At 64.9% G+C, this 16,703-nt stretch carries 11 protein-coding genes, 2 tRNA genes and 3 rRNA genes; 14 read left to right on the top strand and 2 right to left on the bottom strand.

Annotation, left to right across the window (positions count from 1 at the left end; translation table 11 throughout):
• Window positions 1–434: 434 nt before the first annotated feature.
• From ACYQ07_RS09045 to ACYQ07_RS09005, 9 genes are all read left to right on the top strand, one after another.
• Window positions 435–1,906: ribosomal RNA gene (locus ACYQ07_RS09045) — 16S ribosomal RNA — on the top strand.
• Between the two features lie 175 nt (window positions 1,907–2,081).
• Window positions 2,082–2,153, top strand: a tRNA-Ala gene (locus ACYQ07_RS09040).
• Window positions 2,154–2,439: 286 nt separating this feature from the next.
• Window positions 2,440–5,354: ribosomal RNA gene (locus ACYQ07_RS09035) — 23S ribosomal RNA — on the top strand.
• A gap of 120 nt (window positions 5,355–5,474) precedes the next feature.
• A 5S ribosomal RNA gene (gene rrf, locus ACYQ07_RS09030) occupies window positions 5,475–5,597 on the top strand.
• Together the 16S, 23S and 5S rRNA genes with 2 tRNA genes alongside form the textbook arrangement of a ribosomal RNA operon.
• A gap of 136 nt (window positions 5,598–5,733) precedes the next feature.
• A tRNA-Cys gene (locus ACYQ07_RS09025) sits at window positions 5,734–5,809 on the top strand.
• Between the two features lie 124 nt (window positions 5,810–5,933).
• Window positions 5,934–6,776: a hypothetical protein gene (locus ACYQ07_RS09020; RefSeq protein WP_459880157.1), complete on the top strand. Its 843-nt coding sequence runs from the start codon at window positions 5,934–5,936 to the stop codon at window positions 6,774–6,776.
• Between the two features lie 75 nt (window positions 6,777–6,851).
• Window positions 6,852–7,061, top strand: coding sequence for a hypothetical protein (locus tag ACYQ07_RS09015; protein ID WP_459880154.1), 210 nt, complete (start codon window positions 6,852–6,854; stop codon window positions 7,059–7,061).
• A 42-nt stretch (window positions 7,062–7,103) separates the two neighbouring features.
• A complete protein-coding gene (locus ACYQ07_RS09010) occupies window positions 7,104–8,435 on the top strand; it encodes a glycosyltransferase family 87 protein (protein ID WP_459880151.1) in 1,332 nt (443 codons plus the stop codon).
• A gap of 152 nt (window positions 8,436–8,587) precedes the next feature.
• On the top strand, window positions 8,588–9,967 hold the full coding sequence (locus tag ACYQ07_RS09005; RefSeq protein WP_459880148.1) for an HD domain-containing protein: 1,380 nt from the start codon (window positions 8,588–8,590) through the stop codon (window positions 9,965–9,967).
• A 50-nt stretch (window positions 9,968–10,017) separates the two neighbouring features.
• Here ACYQ07_RS09005 and ACYQ07_RS09000 read toward each other — a convergent pair whose 3' ends face one another.
• On the bottom strand, window positions 10,018–10,197 hold the full coding sequence (locus tag ACYQ07_RS09000; protein ID WP_459880146.1) for a hypothetical protein: 180 nt from the start codon (window positions 10,195–10,197) through the stop codon (window positions 10,018–10,020).
• Between the two features lie 72 nt (window positions 10,198–10,269).
• On the opposite strand from ACYQ07_RS09000, the gene ACYQ07_RS08995 reads away from it, so the two are divergent.
• From ACYQ07_RS08995 to ACYQ07_RS08985, 3 genes are all read left to right on the top strand, one after another.
• Window positions 10,270–11,292 (top strand): nicotinate-nucleotide--dimethylbenzimidazole phosphoribosyltransferase, encoded by a 1,023-nt coding sequence (locus ACYQ07_RS08995; RefSeq protein ID WP_459880143.1) that lies wholly within the window; start codon window positions 10,270–10,272, stop codon window positions 11,290–11,292.
• 68 nt (window positions 11,293–11,360) lie between these two features.
• Window positions 11,361–11,969, top strand: coding sequence for a VOC family protein (locus tag ACYQ07_RS08990; protein WP_459880140.1), 609 nt, complete (start codon window positions 11,361–11,363; stop codon window positions 11,967–11,969).
• A 1-nt stretch (window position 11,970) separates the two neighbouring features.
• A complete protein-coding gene (locus ACYQ07_RS08985; RefSeq protein WP_459880138.1) occupies window positions 11,971–12,654 on the top strand; it encodes an alpha/beta hydrolase in 684 nt (227 codons plus the stop codon).
• A 636-nt stretch (window positions 12,655–13,290) separates the two neighbouring features.
• Here the strand turns inward: ACYQ07_RS08985 and ACYQ07_RS08980 are convergent.
• The gene (locus ACYQ07_RS08980; RefSeq protein WP_459880135.1) at window positions 13,291–14,115 is read right to left on the bottom strand and encodes a hypothetical protein; all 825 of its coding nucleotides are present in this window, start codon (window positions 14,113–14,115) and stop codon (window positions 13,291–13,293) included.
• Window positions 14,116–14,182: 67 nt separating this feature from the next.
• On the opposite strand from ACYQ07_RS08980, the gene ACYQ07_RS08975 reads away from it, so the two are divergent.
• Window positions 14,183–15,493: an amidohydrolase gene (locus ACYQ07_RS08975; protein ID WP_459880132.1), complete on the top strand. Its 1,311-nt coding sequence runs from the start codon at window positions 14,183–14,185 to the stop codon at window positions 15,491–15,493.
• Window positions 15,494–15,677: 184 nt separating this feature from the next.
• Entirely contained in the window at window positions 15,678–16,703 is a 1,026-nt protein-coding gene (locus ACYQ07_RS08970) for a hypothetical protein (protein ID WP_459880129.1), read from the top strand.

The following is a 16,703-nucleotide window of genomic DNA, read 5'->3' as shown; positions in this document are numbered from 1 at the left end:
CCATGAAACCGCATGACGTAGGGCGGTTGCTTCGACGGGGTTAAGTACAACCCGGGCATTCGGATTAATGCGAAGGTCGCCCCGGGTCGCCTGGGGTGACAGAGTCGGCCGCCGACCGCGGCCGTCTCGAAACGCGTTCCGGAGCCCTTAAGTGTATAAGGGCATTCGGAATGTAATGCGAAGAACGCACTCGCGAACTCGGGCCGTTCAACTCGGCCCGGTTTCGCCGAGTCGGTTTCGGCCGACTCAAAGACATGAGGATTTCGCCCCCTGCGCTCCGGCGTAAGAGGAGATCTGATGTGAGCCTTGGTAGTTCGGTGTCACCCGGAACGCCCGGTGGGACCGGACACCAATATTGGACCATGCAATGGTGTTTTGACATTACGTCAAAACCCGCCAACCCCCTCGAGCTGGGAATCAAGCTCGAGGACGTCATTCCGGTTGATCCTGCCGGAGGCCATTGCTATTGGGATTCGATTTAGCCATGCTAGTCGCACGAGTTCAGACTCGTGGCGAATAGCTCAGTAACACGTGGCCAAACTACCCTTCGGAGCACGATAACCTCGGGAAACTGAGGCTAATAGTGCATATCACACTCACTCTGGAGTGAGGAGTGTGTCAAACGCTCCGGCGCCGAAGGATGTGGCTGCGGCCGATTAGGTAGACGGTGGGGTAACGGCCCACCGTGCCGATAATCGGTACGGGTCATGAGAGTGAGAACCCGGAGACGGAATCTGAGACAAGATTCCGGGCCCTACGGGGCGCAGCAGGCGCGAAACCTTTACACTGCACGCCAGTGCGATAAGGGAATCCCAAGTGCACAGGCATAGAGCCTGTGCTTTTCTGAACCGTAGGGAGGTTCAGGAACAAGGGCTGGGCAAGACCGGTGCCAGCCGCCGCGGTAATACCGGCAGCCCAAGTGATGGCCGATTTTATTGGGCCTAAAGCGTCCGTAGCTGGCCGCGCAAGTCTATCGGGAAATCTATCCGCTCAACGGATAGACGCCCGGTGGAAACTGCGTGGCTTGGGACCGGAAGGCGCGAAGGGTACGTCCGGGGTAGGAGTGAAATCCTGTAATCCTGGACGGACCGCCGATGGCGAAAGCACTTCGCGAGGACGGATCCGACAGTGAGGGACGAAAGCTAGGGTCTCGAACCGGATTAGATACCCGGGTAGTCCTAGCCGTAAACGATGCCTGTTAGGTGTGGCTCCCACTACGAGTGGGTGCTGTGCCGTAGGGAAGCCGCTAAACAGGCCGCCTGGGAAGTACGTCCGCAAGGATGAAACTTAAAGGAATTGGCGGGGGAGCACTACAACCGGAGGAGCCTGCGGTTTAATTGGACTCAACGCCGGACATCTCACCAGCATCGACTGTGGTAATGACGGTCAGGTTGATGACCTAGCCACGAGCCACAGAGAGGAGGTGCATGGCCGCCGTCAGCTCGTACCGTGAGGCGTCCTGTTAAGTCAGGCAACGAGCGAGACCCGCATCCTTACTTGCCAGCAGCACCGAGAGGTGGCTGGGGACAGTAGGGAGACCGCCGCTGCTAAAGCGGAGGAAGGAACGGGCAACGGTAGGTCAGTATGCCCCGAATGTGCTGGGCAACACGCGGGCTACAATGGTCGAGACAAAGGGTTCCTACTCCGAGAGGAGACGGTAATCTCAGAAACTCGATCGTAGTTCGGATTGTGGGCTGAAACTCGCCCACATGAAGCTGGATTCGGTAGTAATCGCGTGTCAGAAGCGCGCGGTGAATACGTCCCTGCTCCTTGCACACACCGCCCGTCAAAGCACCCGAGTGAGGTCCGGATGAGGCCGCGTCACCGCGGTCGAATCTGGGCTTCGCAAGGGGGCTTAAGTCGTAACAAGGTAGCCGTAGGGGAATCTGCGGCTGGATCACCTCCTATTGACCCGGGACTCCCTTTCAGTAGGGAGCCCACCTTTCGACCGTTCTATTCGAACGGTCACTACTCATTCGCATGCGTCCATTGGCGTCCGCCCACCGGCCGTTCCGGGCACCGACGAACTACCGAGGCTCGCGAAACCGACGCTGACCACCACCCTTCCCCCACGGGAAGGTGGGCTCATAGCTCAGCGGTAGAGTGCCTCCCTTGCAAGGAGGATGCCCTGGGTTCGAATCCCAGTGAGTCCATGTCAGACCCGGTCCGAAACCGTCCCCTTAAGTGGGAGGCGGGATTCGGATTGGATAGACGACGACCGATGCACCACTCCGGGAAACCGCGGGTGGGAAGGGTTCGACGAACACGCCTGAAAGCCTCAGGGTGATTCGATGACGACCGTGTATACGTGCGATCCAGACGTCCACTGAACTCATACGAGTTTTCGGTGGAACGTCAGTGAACCATTACAGTCGGCGGTCTTCTTCTGGAAGACCAACGATTACGATCAGCGGTCTTTCTTTGAAAGACCAATGATCACTGAACTGGCTACTGTGCCAGCTGGTGAATGGCTCGGCTCAAGAGCCGATGAAGGACGTGCCAAGCTGCGATAAGCCCATGGGACCCGCATGGAGGGAAAGAACATGGGATTTCCGAATCGGAATCCGTTTACAATTGCCACGCGCAATAGGGAACCCCCCGAATTGAAACATCTCAGTAGGGGGAGGAAGAGAACGCAATAGCGATGTCGTCAGTAACCGCGAGTAAAATCGACACAGCCCAAACTGAAGGTCTTCGGACCGATGTGGTGTTCGGGTTGACAATCAAGACGAGAAATCGCATCTGAAGTCTCCTGGAATGGAGCGTGAGACAGGGTGATAACCCCGTAAGATGTGCGAGTACCGTCGGCGTCAATACCAGAGTAGCAGGGGTCGGATATCCTCTGTGAACAACTCAGGCATCGCCTGAGAAGGCTAAACACTCCTTGAGACCGATAGCGAACAAGTAGCGTGAGCGAACGCTGAAAAGCACCCCGAGAAGGGCGGTGCAATAGGGCCTGAAATCAGTTGGCGATCGAGCGACAGGGCGTAAAAGGCGATTCTCAAAACGACCGAGGAGCGATCCTCCAGTAGGAAGAGAATCGAGCCGGCGTCGTGTCGTGCGTTTTGAAAAACGAACCAGGGAGTGCACTTAGATGGCGAGTCTAACCGGAGTATCCGGGAAGGCGCAGGGAAACCGATATGGCCGCAGCATTGCGAGGGCCACCGTGTTCAAGCGCGGGGAGTCATCTGGGTGCGACCCGAAACCGAGCGATCTATGCACAGGCAGGGTGAAGCGTGGCGAAAGCCACGTGGAGGCCCGTTAGGGTTGGTATTCTACAATATCCTCCCGTGATCTGTGTATAGGGGTGAAAGGCCCATCGAGCTCGGCAACAGCTGGTTCCGACCGAAACATGTCGAAGCATGACCTCATCCGAGATAGCCCGCAGGGTAGAGCTACCGATTGGATGACCCGCCTCCGAGAGGAGTCGGCCATCCTGTCGAACTCCAAACCTGCAGGCGTCGTAGACGATGGGAGTCCGGTGCGCGGGGTAAGCCTGTGTACCATGAGGGGAACAACCCAGAGCTGGGTTAAGGTCCCAAAGTGTAGATTAAGTGCGATTCGAAGGTGGTCTCAAGCCCTAAACAGCCGGGAGGTGAGCTTAGAAGCAGCTACCCTCTAAGAAAAGCGTAACAGCTTACCGGCCGAGGTTTGAGGCGCCCAAAATGATCGGGGCTCAAATCTACCACCGAGACCCAGCCGTGCCCGTGAAAGGGCAACCGTGTAGGTCGGCGTACCGTTCGGATGGAAGCCCGGGAGAGATCTCGTGTGGACCGTTCGGTAACGAAAATCCTGGTCACAGTAGCAGCGATAGTCGGGTGAGAACCTCGACGGCCTGAAGAGCAAGGGTTCCTCGGCACTGCCAATCAGCCGAGGGTCAGCCGGTCCTAAGTCTGCCCGCAATTCGACGCAGACAACGGGAAACTGGTTAATATTCCAGTGCTGCTATGCATTGAAAGTCGACGCCGTGTGGAACGTTGAGCTGGGTTTTCGCCCAGTCGAATTGAGGAACGTCGTGGAAGCCGTCATGGCAGGAAGCGACCGAAGCTCAAGATAGCGCAAGTCAGCCGTACATAGGGCCCGTGAAAAGACGAGCATAGTATCCGTACCGAGATCCGACACAGGTGCTCTGGCAGCGCAAGCCAAGGCCTGTCGGGAGAACCGACGTTAGGGAATTCGGCAAGTTAGTCCCGTACCTTCGGAAGAAGGGATGCCTGCTTTCGACGAAGCAGGTCGCAGTGACTCGGGCGCTCCGACTGTCTAATAACAACACAGGTGACCGCAAATCCGCAAGGACTCGTACGGTCACTGAATCCTGCCCAGTGCGGGTATCTGAACACCTCGTACAAGAGGACGAAGGACCCGTCAACGGCGGGGGTAACTATGACCCTCTTAAGGTAGCGTAGTACCTTGCCGCTTCAGTAGCGGCTTGCATGAATGGATAAACGAGAGCGCCACTGTCCCAACGTTGGACCCGGTGAACTGTACGTTCCAGTGCGGAGTCTGGAGACCCCCAAGGGGAAGCGAAGACCCTATAGAGCTTTACTGCAGGCTGTCGCTGAGACGTGGTCGCCGATGTGCAGCATAGGTAGGAGGCATTACACAGGTGCGCGCGCCAGCGCGTCGCCGAGCCATCATTGAAATACTACCCGTCGGTGACTGCGACTCTCACTCCGGGAGGAGTACACCGGTAGCCAGGCAGTTTGACTGGGGCGGTACGTGCTCGAAAAGATATCGAGCGCGCCCAAAGATCATCTCATCCGAGTCGGGAACTCGGAGAAGAGCGCAAGAGCACAAGATGGTCTGACAGTGTCATTCCCAACGAGTGACGCTGACGCGAAAGCGTGGTCTAGCGAACCTACGAGGCTCCGTGATGGGGCCCGTAGATGACAGAAAAGCTACCTTAGGGATAACAGAGTCGTCACCCGCAAGAGCACATATCGACCGGGTGGCTTGCTACCTCGATGTCGGTTCCCTCCATCCTGCCCGTGCAGAAGCGGGCAAGGGTGAGGTTGTTCGCCTATTAAAGGAGGTCGTGAGCTGGGTTTAGACCGTCGTGAGACAGGTCGGCTGCTATCTATTGGGGGTGTTTGAGGTACCTGACGTGAACGAACGTATAGTACGAGAGGAACTACGTTTGGTCGCCACTGGTGTACCGGTTGTTCGAGAGAGCAGATGCCGGGTAGCCACGCGACACGGGGTAAGAGCTGAACGCATCTAAGCTCGAAACCCACATGGAAAAGAGGTACCCTGGAGGTCACTCGTAGAAGACGAGTTCGATAGACTCGGGATGTACGCACCAAGGCAACGAGGTGTTGAGTCCACGAGCACTAACAGACCGAGCCACAGTCATACGGTCACTGGAGTTCCACACCCGTATGAGTTCAGGCGGTAACTGGATCGCACATATACACGGTCAGTACGAACCATCGACAGTGGTCTTCGAATCCCGGTTCGATTCCGGGAGTCGACGTTAAGGCGGCCATAGCGGTGGGGTCAACACCCGTACCCATTCCGAACACGGAAGTTAAGCCCACCTGCGTTCCGAGCAGTACTGGAGTGCGCGAGCCTCTGGGAGCCTGGGTTCGCCGCCTCCCATTCATTTGCAGTCATCACCCGCCTTCGAGCGATAGCGCTCGAAGGCGGGTTTTTGTATTTCGAAAGGGGGAGCTCGCCGGCGAGTTCCCGCAGACCGCTAGGCTTAAGCGGCCGACGGCGGTAGAATCAGTGCGCGCCAAGGTGGCAGAGTTCGGTCAGACGCAGCGGCCTGCAGAGCCGCCCGACGCCGGTTCAAATCCGGCCCTTGGCTTTTGTGTTTCTCGACGTTTTGAGCGGTAGCGCTCGCCGGCGATCGAGGCGTCCGTGTCGGTCGAATTCCCAGTCATCGACACTCGTTAGTAACCGTTATACGCGGGGTGGCCCATGCTGGAAGCATGCAACGACGCGCTGTGGCCGTGTACGTCGCGCTCTTCCTGCTGGTCGGGACTGCGGCGGGGGCGCTCATCGTGACGGCCGACACGCCGGAGATCGCGTTCGACGACCCGGACTTCGAGCTGTCGGAGGGTGACGCCTTCGAGCTCGACGGACAGGAGTACACCGTCGCCGCCATCTCGGAGGCGGAGGACGAAGAGACGGGTGAAGTGACCTTCGAGGGCGTCATCGAGTGGGAGGAAATAACGGACCAGTCCGACATCTGGGCCAACGAGTCCACCGTCGAGGTTGACGACCGCGAGTGGATGGTCGTGATCGAGGGTGAGGAGCCGACGGCGTTCACGCTCCGTGAGGTGCTGGACCGGCAGGCGATCCTCGAGGACGACCCTGATGCGGCCAATGAGACGGTCGAGCAGGACGGTGAGGAGTACGTCGTCGTCACTGACGAGGACGGCGAGGACCGTCTCGTGCCCGCGGACGAGTACTTCCCGGAGCCTGAGGAACGGACGCACGCCGTCGATGACGTGCTTTCGTATGACGGTCAGGACGTGACGGTTACGGAGATCACGGAAGATGACGTCACTGTCGAGTGGGAGGGTCCCGAGACGATGTCGGTGGATGTCGGACAGCATGACGAGGTGACGCTCGGTGACACCGTGTTCATCGCGAACTTCCCGGGCGACGCCACGCTGCAGCTGAGCACTGATTTCGAGAGCTTTGAGGCACAGCTCGCGGAGCTGGAGCGGCTCGACCAGCAGACGGAGGGTCTCTGGCGCGTGCTGGTTATCAGCATGCTGTCAGTCGTGCTGGTGACTGCCATGGCGTTCGTGCCGACGCGCTACTGACGCGGTCCCGTTTTCCGGCCGTTTCCGGCTCGGATTTTCGACACGCACATGCCGCTTGCCCGACCAGAGGCGTGTATGTCCGAAATCGCTGACCGCGTTCGCCAGCTCGCACCCCACTGGGGCGTGATGTTCCTGTTGATGTTCGTCGTGCTCGCCGGCATCGAGCAGCTCGTGGGAGAGCTCTCCTTTTGGGCGTCGTTTGCGGTCGTGCTCGTCGTCGCGTTCGGCTATCCGTTCGTCGTGCGACGGCTTGGGTTCGCGCCCGAGGTGTGGCAGCGTCCCTGAGCGTACCACAAGGTTCCTGTCGGCGCGTGTGGAAGCGGGCGTATGGCTGATTCCTCAGCGGACCTCCGCTCGCGGTTGCGCCGTGGGCTCGTGGCAGTGGCGAGCCGACGCGCGGGGATCCGTGTCGCGCTGCTTGTGGCGATCCTTGCGGGCGGGGCGGAGTTCGTCGGGCTGATCGGGCTGTTGCCGGGTGAGGAGCCGCATCCGTTCTTCGGGATGAACTTCTCCGTCTACTACGTCGCGGCGGAGGCGGCGCTCGCGGGCGAGTCGATGTACGAGGTGCCGGCGCCGGGGTATCCGGGCGAGGACTACTACCTGTATCCGCCGATTTTGGTCCTCCCGTTCATGCCGTTCCTGGTGGTCCCGCGGATGGTTGCGTTCGCGGCGTTCACCGTGTTGTCGCTCACGGCCGGCGTGGCGGCGGCGCTGTTGGTGGTACGGTATCTGCGGAAGGCGGGCGTTGACCTGGAGCGGCTGGATGTCGCGCTGTTGGTCGGGGTTTTCACCGTGTCGACGCACGCCGTGCCGACGCTGTACTTCGGCAACGTGAATCTGCTGTTGGGTGCGGGAGCGGTCGTCGGCTTCGTGGCGTTGGAGAGCGCCGGCGTTCCCGGGAAGGGGGGGTGGCGGCCCGCGGATCCGCGACTGGAGGTGGTGGCGGGGTTCGCGTTCGGGGTGGTTGCGCTCGTGAAGGCGTTCCCGGCGCTGTTGGGGCTGTGGCTGTTGCGTACGCGCTCGGCGGTCGCGGTTGGCGTGTGGGGGGCGACCGGGGCGCTGGGACTGCTCGCCGGGGTTCTCGTTTTCGGTCGGGAGCTGACGGTGACGTACTTCCGTGACGTGTTGCTGCCGCGGAGCGACACGGCGGCGTTCGTGGGCGGTGCGGACCCGGCGGGGCCGTTCTACGTGTCGCTCCGGCGACCGCTGTCGCAGCTGGTCTGGTGGGTGTCGCCCGAGGCCGATCCCGTCTGGTTGACGGTCGTGACGCTCGTCGTCGCGGCGGCGGTTCTCGCGGTGTTCTACCGGGGGATGGAGACTCGAAACGACCGGCTGGCGGCGATGCTGGCGACGGCGGCGGTCGCGGTGACGGCGGTCGCCTCCTACCGGCTGTATCTCGTGTTGCTGTTGTTCCCGATGCTGGCGCTGCTTTTCACGTTCGAGGGGCCGGGGTATCGGGCGTATCTCGCGGGTGCGGTGCTGGTTTCCGTGACGGTCCGCCCGGGGGACGTGCTGGAGCTGGTCTCGTCGGCACCGGCTGTTGTCGAGGCCGTACTCGCGCCCGTGTTGACCGTCGCCTCGCTGCCGCTTATCGGACTGGGGCTGATGCTCGCCGGGTGTCTGCGTGCGAAGATCGCCGGGTGGGAGTCGTCGGCGTAGCTGCGCGCTCGATGACGCGGGGTTGTACACCCACCGGTACGGGTTGCGCGCCCGCCGGCGCGGGGCTGCGTGCCCGCCGGCGCCGGGTAGCACGTCCGCCGGCGAACCGAAAGAGCGAGGCGGCTTCGGCCGCAGGTTCGAGCAACTCGCGTATGGCCACCCAGATCAAAGACCCCGTCCACGGCTACATCGAGGTCGACGACGAGCTGCTCGACCGGGTCGTCGACCACCCGACGTTCCAGCGGCTCCGGTACGTCCGGCAGCTGTCGGCGACGAATCTGGTGTATCCGGGAGCGAACCACACGCGGTTCGAGCACAGTCTCGGCGTCTACCACCTCGGTCGCACGGTCTTCGAGAACCTCCGGGAGGAGCCGTACTTCGTGCGGGAGACGCCGGAGGGGGCGCTCGACGAGCTCCAGCGCACGCTGGAGTGTGCGTGTCTGCTCCACGACGTTGGTCACCCGCCGTTTTCACACATCTGCGAGCGGTTTCTCGACGCCGGCGAGATTCGGAACCGGCTTGCCGACCACGGATTGACGGCGGCGTTCCGCGAGGCGGGACTCGGCGAGAAGCCGTTCCGGGAGGCGAGCGAACACGAGCTGCTGGGCTGTCTGCTGATCTGTCGGGAGTTCGCGGACGACCTGGGGGCGCTCGGCGTCGACCCCGAGGAGGTGTGCGCGTACGTGCTCGGCTACAGTCTCATCTACGAGCGCGGCGGCCCGTGGCAGTACGGGCTCGGCGCGCAGCTGCTCCACTCGCCCATCGACGTGGACCGGCTCGACTACATCACCCGGGACAACGCGATGACGGGCGCGAACGTGTTGAGCTTCGACACCGACCGGATGGTCGACGCGTACACCGCCCACCCCGAGGAGGGACTCGCGCTCTCGGAGAAGGCGCTGTCGACGCTCGGCAACTATCTGGAGGGGCGGATCGCGCTGTACATGTGGGTGACCCAGCACCACAAATCGGTGTACGCGAACGTCCTCCTCCGCGAACTCGTCGAGGAGCTCGCCGCGGAGACGGGCGAGCCACCGGTGACGCTCGACGGGATCATCGAGGGGCACGTCGACGACAACACGGTGATGGAGCGGCTGCGGGTCGCCGCCCGCGAGAATCCGGGGACGACGCTCGCCGACCTCCACGACCGGTTCCGGGCGCGGCGGTTCCCGAAGACCTGCTGGAAACACCGGATCGCGTACGCCGACCGGGTGGACGCGGACCTGGAGGCGTTCGGCGAGTGGCTCGTCTCCAACGACGCGCGGCTGGAGGAGGGACTGGCCGCCGAGCTCGACCTGCCGACCCACGAGGTGTGGATCGAGCGGTCGTACGTGCCGGAATACGAGCCGGCCGAGCTCCGCGACATCCCGATCGCCTACGGCGGGACGACGCGCTCGGCGGGCGACTGGGGACTGTACGGCGACCGCGGATTCGACGTTCCCATCCCGTTCGTCTACGTGCCGGACGGCTACAAAAAGCGGGCGACGACGTGGCTCGTCGAGCGGTTTCACGCGGAGCACGGCGGGAGATAGCCGGCGGCGGGATCCGACGCCCGGTCCGGCAGCGGGATCCGTCCGGACAGCTACTTCTCGCCGCGGGCGCCGGCGTCGTCGCTTGCGAACGAGAGGTCGAGCGCGTACGCGCCGACGCCGACGCCGAGGACGAACGAGAGGACGGCGGCGACCGCGACCCACCACATGCTGGGGTGTTCGTGGCCGGCGTGGAGCAGTGCATCGTGTGCGACGTGGAACAGAACGTCCATACCCAGAGATTTTCCCCCGGGAGAAAGACCGTTGCGGATCGCTCAAGGTCCCCGGCGTCAGTCATCGGGATAATGCGGTTCATCCTCACTGTCGGCGCGACGCGGACGGCGCGGATCGACGGGATAAGCGCCGCCGGCGCCGCGCCGGAGCTGCTCGCACACACCCCGGTCGCGGATGCGGAGCTCCTGCTTCGCGGTGAGATCCGGGACGCGCCGGCGCTTCCCGTCTCCCCGACGGGGTGTCCGACGCCCGCCGTGGTGACGCGCGCGGGGCGCAAGCTGCTGGAGTTCGACGTGGACGTCGTCGACGCGGGAGTCGCCGACGAGGTCGACCTCGGGAATCTCGCGACGGCCACCCTCCCGGGTGGCCCGGGCGAAGACGTGCGCGAGCCGGAAGCCGTCCCGAACGCCGGCGAGCGCTTTACGGCGGCGCGTGCGTACGGTCAATCGCTGCCGGACGACCGGATCGTCCTTGCCGAGACGATTCCCGGCGGGACGACCACGGCGATGGCGACGCTCACGGCGCTGGACGAACGTCCCGCCGTCTCTTCATCGCTCCCCGAAAACCCGCTCGACCGGAAACGGGCCATCGTCGAGGCGGGGCTCGACGCCGCCGGCCTCGCGCCGGGTGACGCCGCGGACGACCCGATTGCGGCGCTGCGCGCGGTCGGCGACCCCGTACTCGCTGGTGTCGCGGGGATCACGGTCGGGGCGCTGGAGTCGGGGACGCCAGTGACGCTGGCGGGCGGGACGCAGATGAGCGCGGCAGCCGCGCTCGTGCGCGGGTTCGGCGTGGACGCGCCGCTGCAGCAGGCCACCACCTCGTTCGTCGCCGGCGACGAAACCGCGGACGTCCGGGGGCTCGCGGCCGACCTCGACGTGGACCTGACCGTGACGGACCCGCGGTTCGACGCGGTCGCCCACCCGATGACGGACGCCTACTGCCGGGGCGAGGCGAAGGAGGGGGTCGGCATGGGTGGCGTCCTCGCGCTCGCCGCCCGCGAGTCGGGCACGGACGGGGTCGTTGACCTTCGGGACCGGGCGATCGCGCTGTACGACACGCTGGTCGACGCGCCCGCTCCCGACGACCGGTAACACCCGCGTCAGTCGGTCACCTCGCCGTCTCTCCCGGCTTTAACCGTCCGGGCGACCGAAGATGGAGTATGAGCGACGACGCACCCGTCACCGCGGAGCTTCCGGACGCACCGTTCCACACCACCGGCACCGACCACATCACCGTGTGGGGGAGCAACGCCGAGGACACGATCGCCTTCTACCGCGACCTGCTGGGGATGCCGCTCGTGCTCCGCCAGCCGAATCTCGACGACCCCTCACAGACCCACCTGTTTTTTGACACGGGTGACGGCCGGATTCTCACGTTCTTCGTGAGCGACGACCGACAGTCGGTGCGCGGCCAGCGCGGCGGCGTCGGCTCCGTCCACCACCTCTGTTTCAGCGTCGAGCCCGACGACTACGAGGACATTATGGAGTCGCTGTCTGAGGCTGGCAGGGGGTACAACGTGTTCGACCGCGGCATCTTCCACTCCATCTACACGCAGGACAACAACGGACTCGTCATCGAGCTGTCGGCGGACAAGTACGAGATTCCCGACGACCGCAAGGCGGAGGTGTACGCTGAGACGCAGCGTCAGCGCGTCGACGACGGCGCCGACTTCGCGCAGGACCGCCACATCGAGGCGGCCCTCGAAGAGCTCGGGCTCCCCGTCGAGAAGAACGACCTGCCGGAGGCGGACTCCGGCGTGGGTGTGTAACGTGAGCGCTCGAAACCCCCACGCCGGCGAGGACCCCCATGGCGACCAGCCGCTCGTGACCGCGGGCGCCGACCTCGCGGACGCGGACGCCGCACTCGTGCTCGTTCACGGCCGCGGTGCGAGCGCCCGGAGCATCCTCGGGCTTGGCCAACAGCTCGCGGAGGGCGCCGACGGCGACGTGGCCCTGCTCGCGCCGCAGGCGGCGGGCAACACGTGGTACCCGAACTCCTTCCTCCAGCCCGTCGAGCGGAACGAGCCAGGGCGGAGCTCCGGGCTCGCCGCGATCGCCCGCGCCGTCGAGCGCGCCGAAGATGCTGGAATTCCGGCGGAGCGCGTGCTAGTAGGTGGCTTCTCGCAGGGCGCCTGTCTCGCCAGCGAGTTCGTCGCGCGCAACCCGACCCGGTACGGCGGCCTCGCCGTCTTCTCGGGCGGGCTGATCGGGGAGTCCGTCGCCGTCGACGACTACGCGGAGGGCGTCGACCAAGACGTTCTCGCGGAGACGCCGGCGTTCCTCGGCTGCAGCGACCGCGACCCGCACATCCCCGAGGAGCGCGTCCACGCCACCGACGAGGTGCTTGCGGCGCTCGGCGCTGACGTGGAGACGCGCATCTACGAGGGGATGGACCACACCATCATCGACGACGAGATCGAGTACGTCCGCGGGCTGGTCGCCGACCTGGTGTGAGAGCAGGCGGCTCTGTTGGAATTCTTTTTGAGAGACAGTAACAAGAAAACTGCTCGGCTGGTGGAGCTGCTTGGTGATCGGGATCGGGAGTGGGTATTGCAAACGGTGTCATCGGTAACTGCTTATAAACAACCGAGAGAGGTTCCGCTTCTCCCTTATAAAACCAGATTGCGGTCGGCGCGCGCGAGAAACGCGCGCGAGGGAGGCGGCGGGCCGCCGCGGAGCGGTCCCGCGGCGGTCCGTCCGCCGAGGCTGGGGAGGGCTGAGGCTGCGGTGCCGTGCGGGGTGGGACTCAAAGGGGCAACCGGCTCCGGGACGACGGGCGACGTAAGCACTTTTCGGGGCGTCGGGCGGTGTGGAGAGACGCCCCGAAAAGCGCGCAACGAGCCCCTCGACCGGAGCCGGCTGGGGCTTTGGAGGTGTTTGTCGTCGTGCTCACTCCAACGACTCGTGTTTCAAGCACTCCTTATAAATGACCCACAACCTCACCGACGCCTCACTAATAAACCCCACACCCACTCACGTAATAGACGTACTCCCGAGGTCACTCAGTGAGGGCTCTGTACTGCCCAGAGCTCTCCTCAACTGTGTCACCTGCTGAGGATGTCAACAGGGTCGATCGAGGCTGTTTTCCCCTCACATCTCCGCAGCAACCAGCGCCAGCCACAGCGTGATCACGAAGACGGCCACCAGCCCGGCGCCGAGCGCGACGAGTCCGGTCGAGAGCCCGCCGGTCGCGGCCGCGAGCGCCGCCGGCAAGCTCGCCGCGAGAAAGACGGCGACGACGCCCGCGGTTGCGAGGTCCATTGGCTCGACGCCCGCCAACCACCTGCGCAGACGATGCGGAAGCCGGCTCGCCACCCACCCGTCGACCTCGGCTGCGCCGGCTTCAGTGCCGCTTGCGGCGGCATCGTCCCTCCCCACGTTCCCGCCCCCATCCCACTGCCGCCCCGTCACGAGCCGCCAGTGACCGTGTTCGCGGCGGGCGCGGGCGAACTCGCCGGCGACGTGTTCGGCGGTTCCCGGGATGTAGCCCAGCCCGCGGACCAGCCGGAGGAAGTCGCTGTCGTCGTAGCGCCCGGGCGTCGGCCACCGATAGCGGTCGCTCCGGCGCTCGCCGGTGGGGAGCGCGTAGTCGACGCGGACGGTATCGCCCTCGCGCTCCCAGCCGAGCACCTGCGCGGTGACGGTGCCGTCGGGGGCGGCGTGCTGGTCCATCAGATAGAGCTCGGTGGCGTCGTCCAGCTCGTCGGGGTCGCGGGCGGGAAATTCGACGGCGATCTCGCTGCCGACGGGGCGGTCGTCGTCGTCCCCGCTACCACCGGATCGCTCGTCGCGACTGCCGACGGCCGCACCCTCCGTCCGGCCCACGCTCCGCTCCGCGAGGGGGGCGTGGTCGTTGGCGGATGCGGGCTCGTCGTCCCGACCGTCCCCGCCGGCGCCCATGTGCCATGTTGGCATGCCACCGGCTTAAACCTCCGCGCCGAGAACCGGAAGCCGTTAGGTGGCGGGCGGCGGAACGTCGCCCATGGACACGCTACACGTCGCGGGCGGCCGGGTCCTCCATCCGGACGGCCGCGTGACGGAGGCCGACGTGCTCGCGGATCGCGACGACGGAACGATCCTCGCGGTCGGTCCGGAGCTCGACGGCGCCGCCGAGGCCGACGAACGACTCGACGCCGAGGGCTGTCTGGTGATGCCCGGACTCGTCAACGCTCACACTCACGTGGCGATGACGCTGCTCCGCGGCTACGCCGACGACAAGGAGCTCGACGCGTGGCTCCAGGAGGACATCTGGCCGACCGAGGCCGAGCTCACGCCCGACGACATCGAGGCCGGCGCCGAACTCGGCGTGCTGGAGATGATCCGCTCGGGCACCACCGCCTTCGCGGACATGTACTTCTCCGTGGACCGGATCGCGGACGTGGTCGAGCGCGCCGGCGTGCGTGCCCGCCTCGGCCACGGCGCCGTGACGGTCGGGAAGGACGAGGGTGACGCGCGCGCGGATGTCGAGGAGAGCATCGAGGTCGCGACCGCGCTCGACGGCGCCGCCGACGGCCGGATCCGGACCGCGTTCATGCCCCACTCGCTCACGACGGTCGGCGAGGAGTACCTCCGTGAGGGGCTGGAGCTGGCGACCGCCCACGACGTGCCGGTCCACCTCCACGCCAACGAGACCGAAGACGAGGTCACGCCAATCGTCGACGAGCGCGACGAGCGCCCCATGGAGTACGCCGACGAGCTCGGTGCGCTCGGCTCGGCGAACTTCTTCGCGCACGGCGTCCACGTCGACGACACGGAGATCGGGCTGCTCGCGGAGACGGACACCGCGGTCGTCCACTGTCCAGCCTCGAACATGAAACTCGCCTCGGGGATCGCCCCCGTTCAGCGCATGCGCGATGCGGGCGTCACCGTCGCGCTCGGCACCGACGGCGCCGCCTCCAACAACGACCTCGACCTGTTCGACGAGATGCGCGATGCCGCGATGGTTGGCAAGCTCGGCGCCGAGGACGCCTCGGCCGTCCCCGCCGAGGCCGTCGTCGAGATGGCGACCGCGGCCGGCGCGGACGCGCTCGGCCTCCCGGGCGGGCGAGTCGAGGCGGGCGCGGCCGCCGACCTCGCAGTCGTCGACCTCGACGCACCCCACCTCACGCCGGTTCATGACCCGATTTCGCATCTCGCGTACGCGGTGCGTGGTAGCGACGTGCGGCACACCGTCTGTGACGGGCGAGTGCTCATGGCCGACCGCGAGGTGCTGACGCTTGACGCCGAGGCGGTGCAGACGCGCGCAAGCGAGGCCGCGACCGACCTCGTCGCTCGCGCCGAGGCGGACGAGTAGGCGGACGGATAGGCGGACAGCTCGCCGGTTTGAACCCGGCTACTCTCCCCATCTCTCGGGGTTTCAGTCGTTTTCACCCGATCGGAAAACCGCGTTTCAGCGCCCATATCCGGGATAATCGGGGAAAAGTCGGATTAACGGTGTTTCCTTTTTAACCCCTTTCCGCTCGTTGGCCCGAGTGACGATGAACACACGAACGCTCACCCTACTGCTGGTCGCGGTGGTCGCGGTCGGCGCCGTTGCCGGCGCCGCTGCGGCCGAGGACGGGCTGGCTGTGGAGGTTGAACAGGACGCCGGCGAGAACGCGACGGTAACGGTGACGGAGAACGACACTGCCGTCGAGAACGCGACGGTGAACGTCTCCGTGGTAGATGAGGAGAACGCCTCGTACACGGGAGCGGGCGACCACCAGACGGACGAGAACGGCACGGTTGAGCTACCGGCCGCTGACGAGGACGTGACCGTCGAGGTCACCGTCGAACACGACGGGGAGACGGCGACGTCCGAAGTCGACCTCGTGGCACCGACCGACCTGAGCGTCGAGGTGACTGACGTTGACGCCGATCCGGTTGTGACAGTGACTGACGACGACGAGTCCGTCGAGAACGCGTCGGTGAACGTCTCCCTGGCCGATGGCGAGAACGCCACCTACGATGGTGTCCGGAACTACACGACCGACGAGAACGGCACGGTGACGCTCGACGCCGCCACCGAAAACGTCACGATCTCCGTGACGGCCGAATACGACGGCGAGACGGCGACGACCACCGTGGAGCTGCTCGCTGAGGAAGCGGAGGACGAGGCCACCGCTCCGTTCGGTCAGCAGGTCCGTGACTTCATCGAGAGTCTCCGTAACGGCGACCGTCAGGGCGGCATCGGGTCGGCCGTCTCGGACTTCGTGACCTCGAACAACCCGGGTAACGCGAGCGACGCGCCCGGCCACGACGAGAACAGCAGTCAGGGTCCGCCGGAACACGCGGGGAACGGCAGCGCTAGCGACGGACAGGGTCCGCCGGAGCATGCCGGTAACAACGGCAACGCCAGCGACGACGGGCAGGGACCGCCGGAGCACGCGGGCGGTGACAATGGCGGCGCCGGATCCGCCGACGCTGACGACGAGGACGACGACGATGACGAGGAGAACGCCGGCAGCAGTCCGGGCAACTCGGGTAACAGCAACGGTGGCGGTAACGGGAACGGCCCTCCCTAA

Source organism: Halorubrum gandharaense (assembly GCF_054654575.1).
This window is presented reverse-complemented; position numbering and strand designations above follow the sequence as displayed.

What these genes read in the sequence shown, in the direction of transcription:
- ACYQ07_RS09020 (WP_459880157.1), top strand. Translation starts at nt 5,934, where the DNA reads ATGCAACGACGCGCTGTGGCCGTGTACGTCGCGCTCTTCCTGCTGGTC.
- ACYQ07_RS09015 (WP_459880154.1), top strand. Translation starts at nt 6,852, where the DNA reads ATGTCCGAAATCGCTGACCGCGTTCGCCAGCTCGCACCCCACTGGGGC.
- ACYQ07_RS09010 (WP_459880151.1), top strand. Translation starts at nt 7,104, where the DNA reads ATGGCTGATTCCTCAGCGGACCTCCGCTCGCGGTTGCGCCGTGGGCTC.
- ACYQ07_RS09005 (WP_459880148.1), top strand. Translation starts at nt 8,588, where the DNA reads ATGGCCACCCAGATCAAAGACCCCGTCCACGGCTACATCGAGGTCGAC.
- ACYQ07_RS09000 (WP_459880146.1), bottom strand. Translation starts at nt 10,197, where the DNA reads ATGGACGTTCTGTTCCACGTCGCACACGATGCACTGCTCCACGCCGGC.
- ACYQ07_RS08995 (WP_459880143.1), top strand. Translation starts at nt 10,270, where the DNA reads ATGCGGTTCATCCTCACTGTCGGCGCGACGCGGACGGCGCGGATCGAC.
- ACYQ07_RS08990 (WP_459880140.1), top strand. Translation starts at nt 11,361, where the DNA reads ATGAGCGACGACGCACCCGTCACCGCGGAGCTTCCGGACGCACCGTTC.
- ACYQ07_RS08980 (WP_459880135.1), bottom strand. Translation starts at nt 14,115, where the DNA reads ATGCCAACATGGCACATGGGCGCCGGCGGGGACGGTCGGGACGACGAG.
- ACYQ07_RS08975 (WP_459880132.1), top strand. Translation starts at nt 14,183, where the DNA reads ATGGACACGCTACACGTCGCGGGCGGCCGGGTCCTCCATCCGGACGGC.
- ACYQ07_RS08970 (WP_459880129.1), top strand. Translation starts at nt 15,678, where the DNA reads ATGAACACACGAACGCTCACCCTACTGCTGGTCGCGGTGGTCGCGGTC.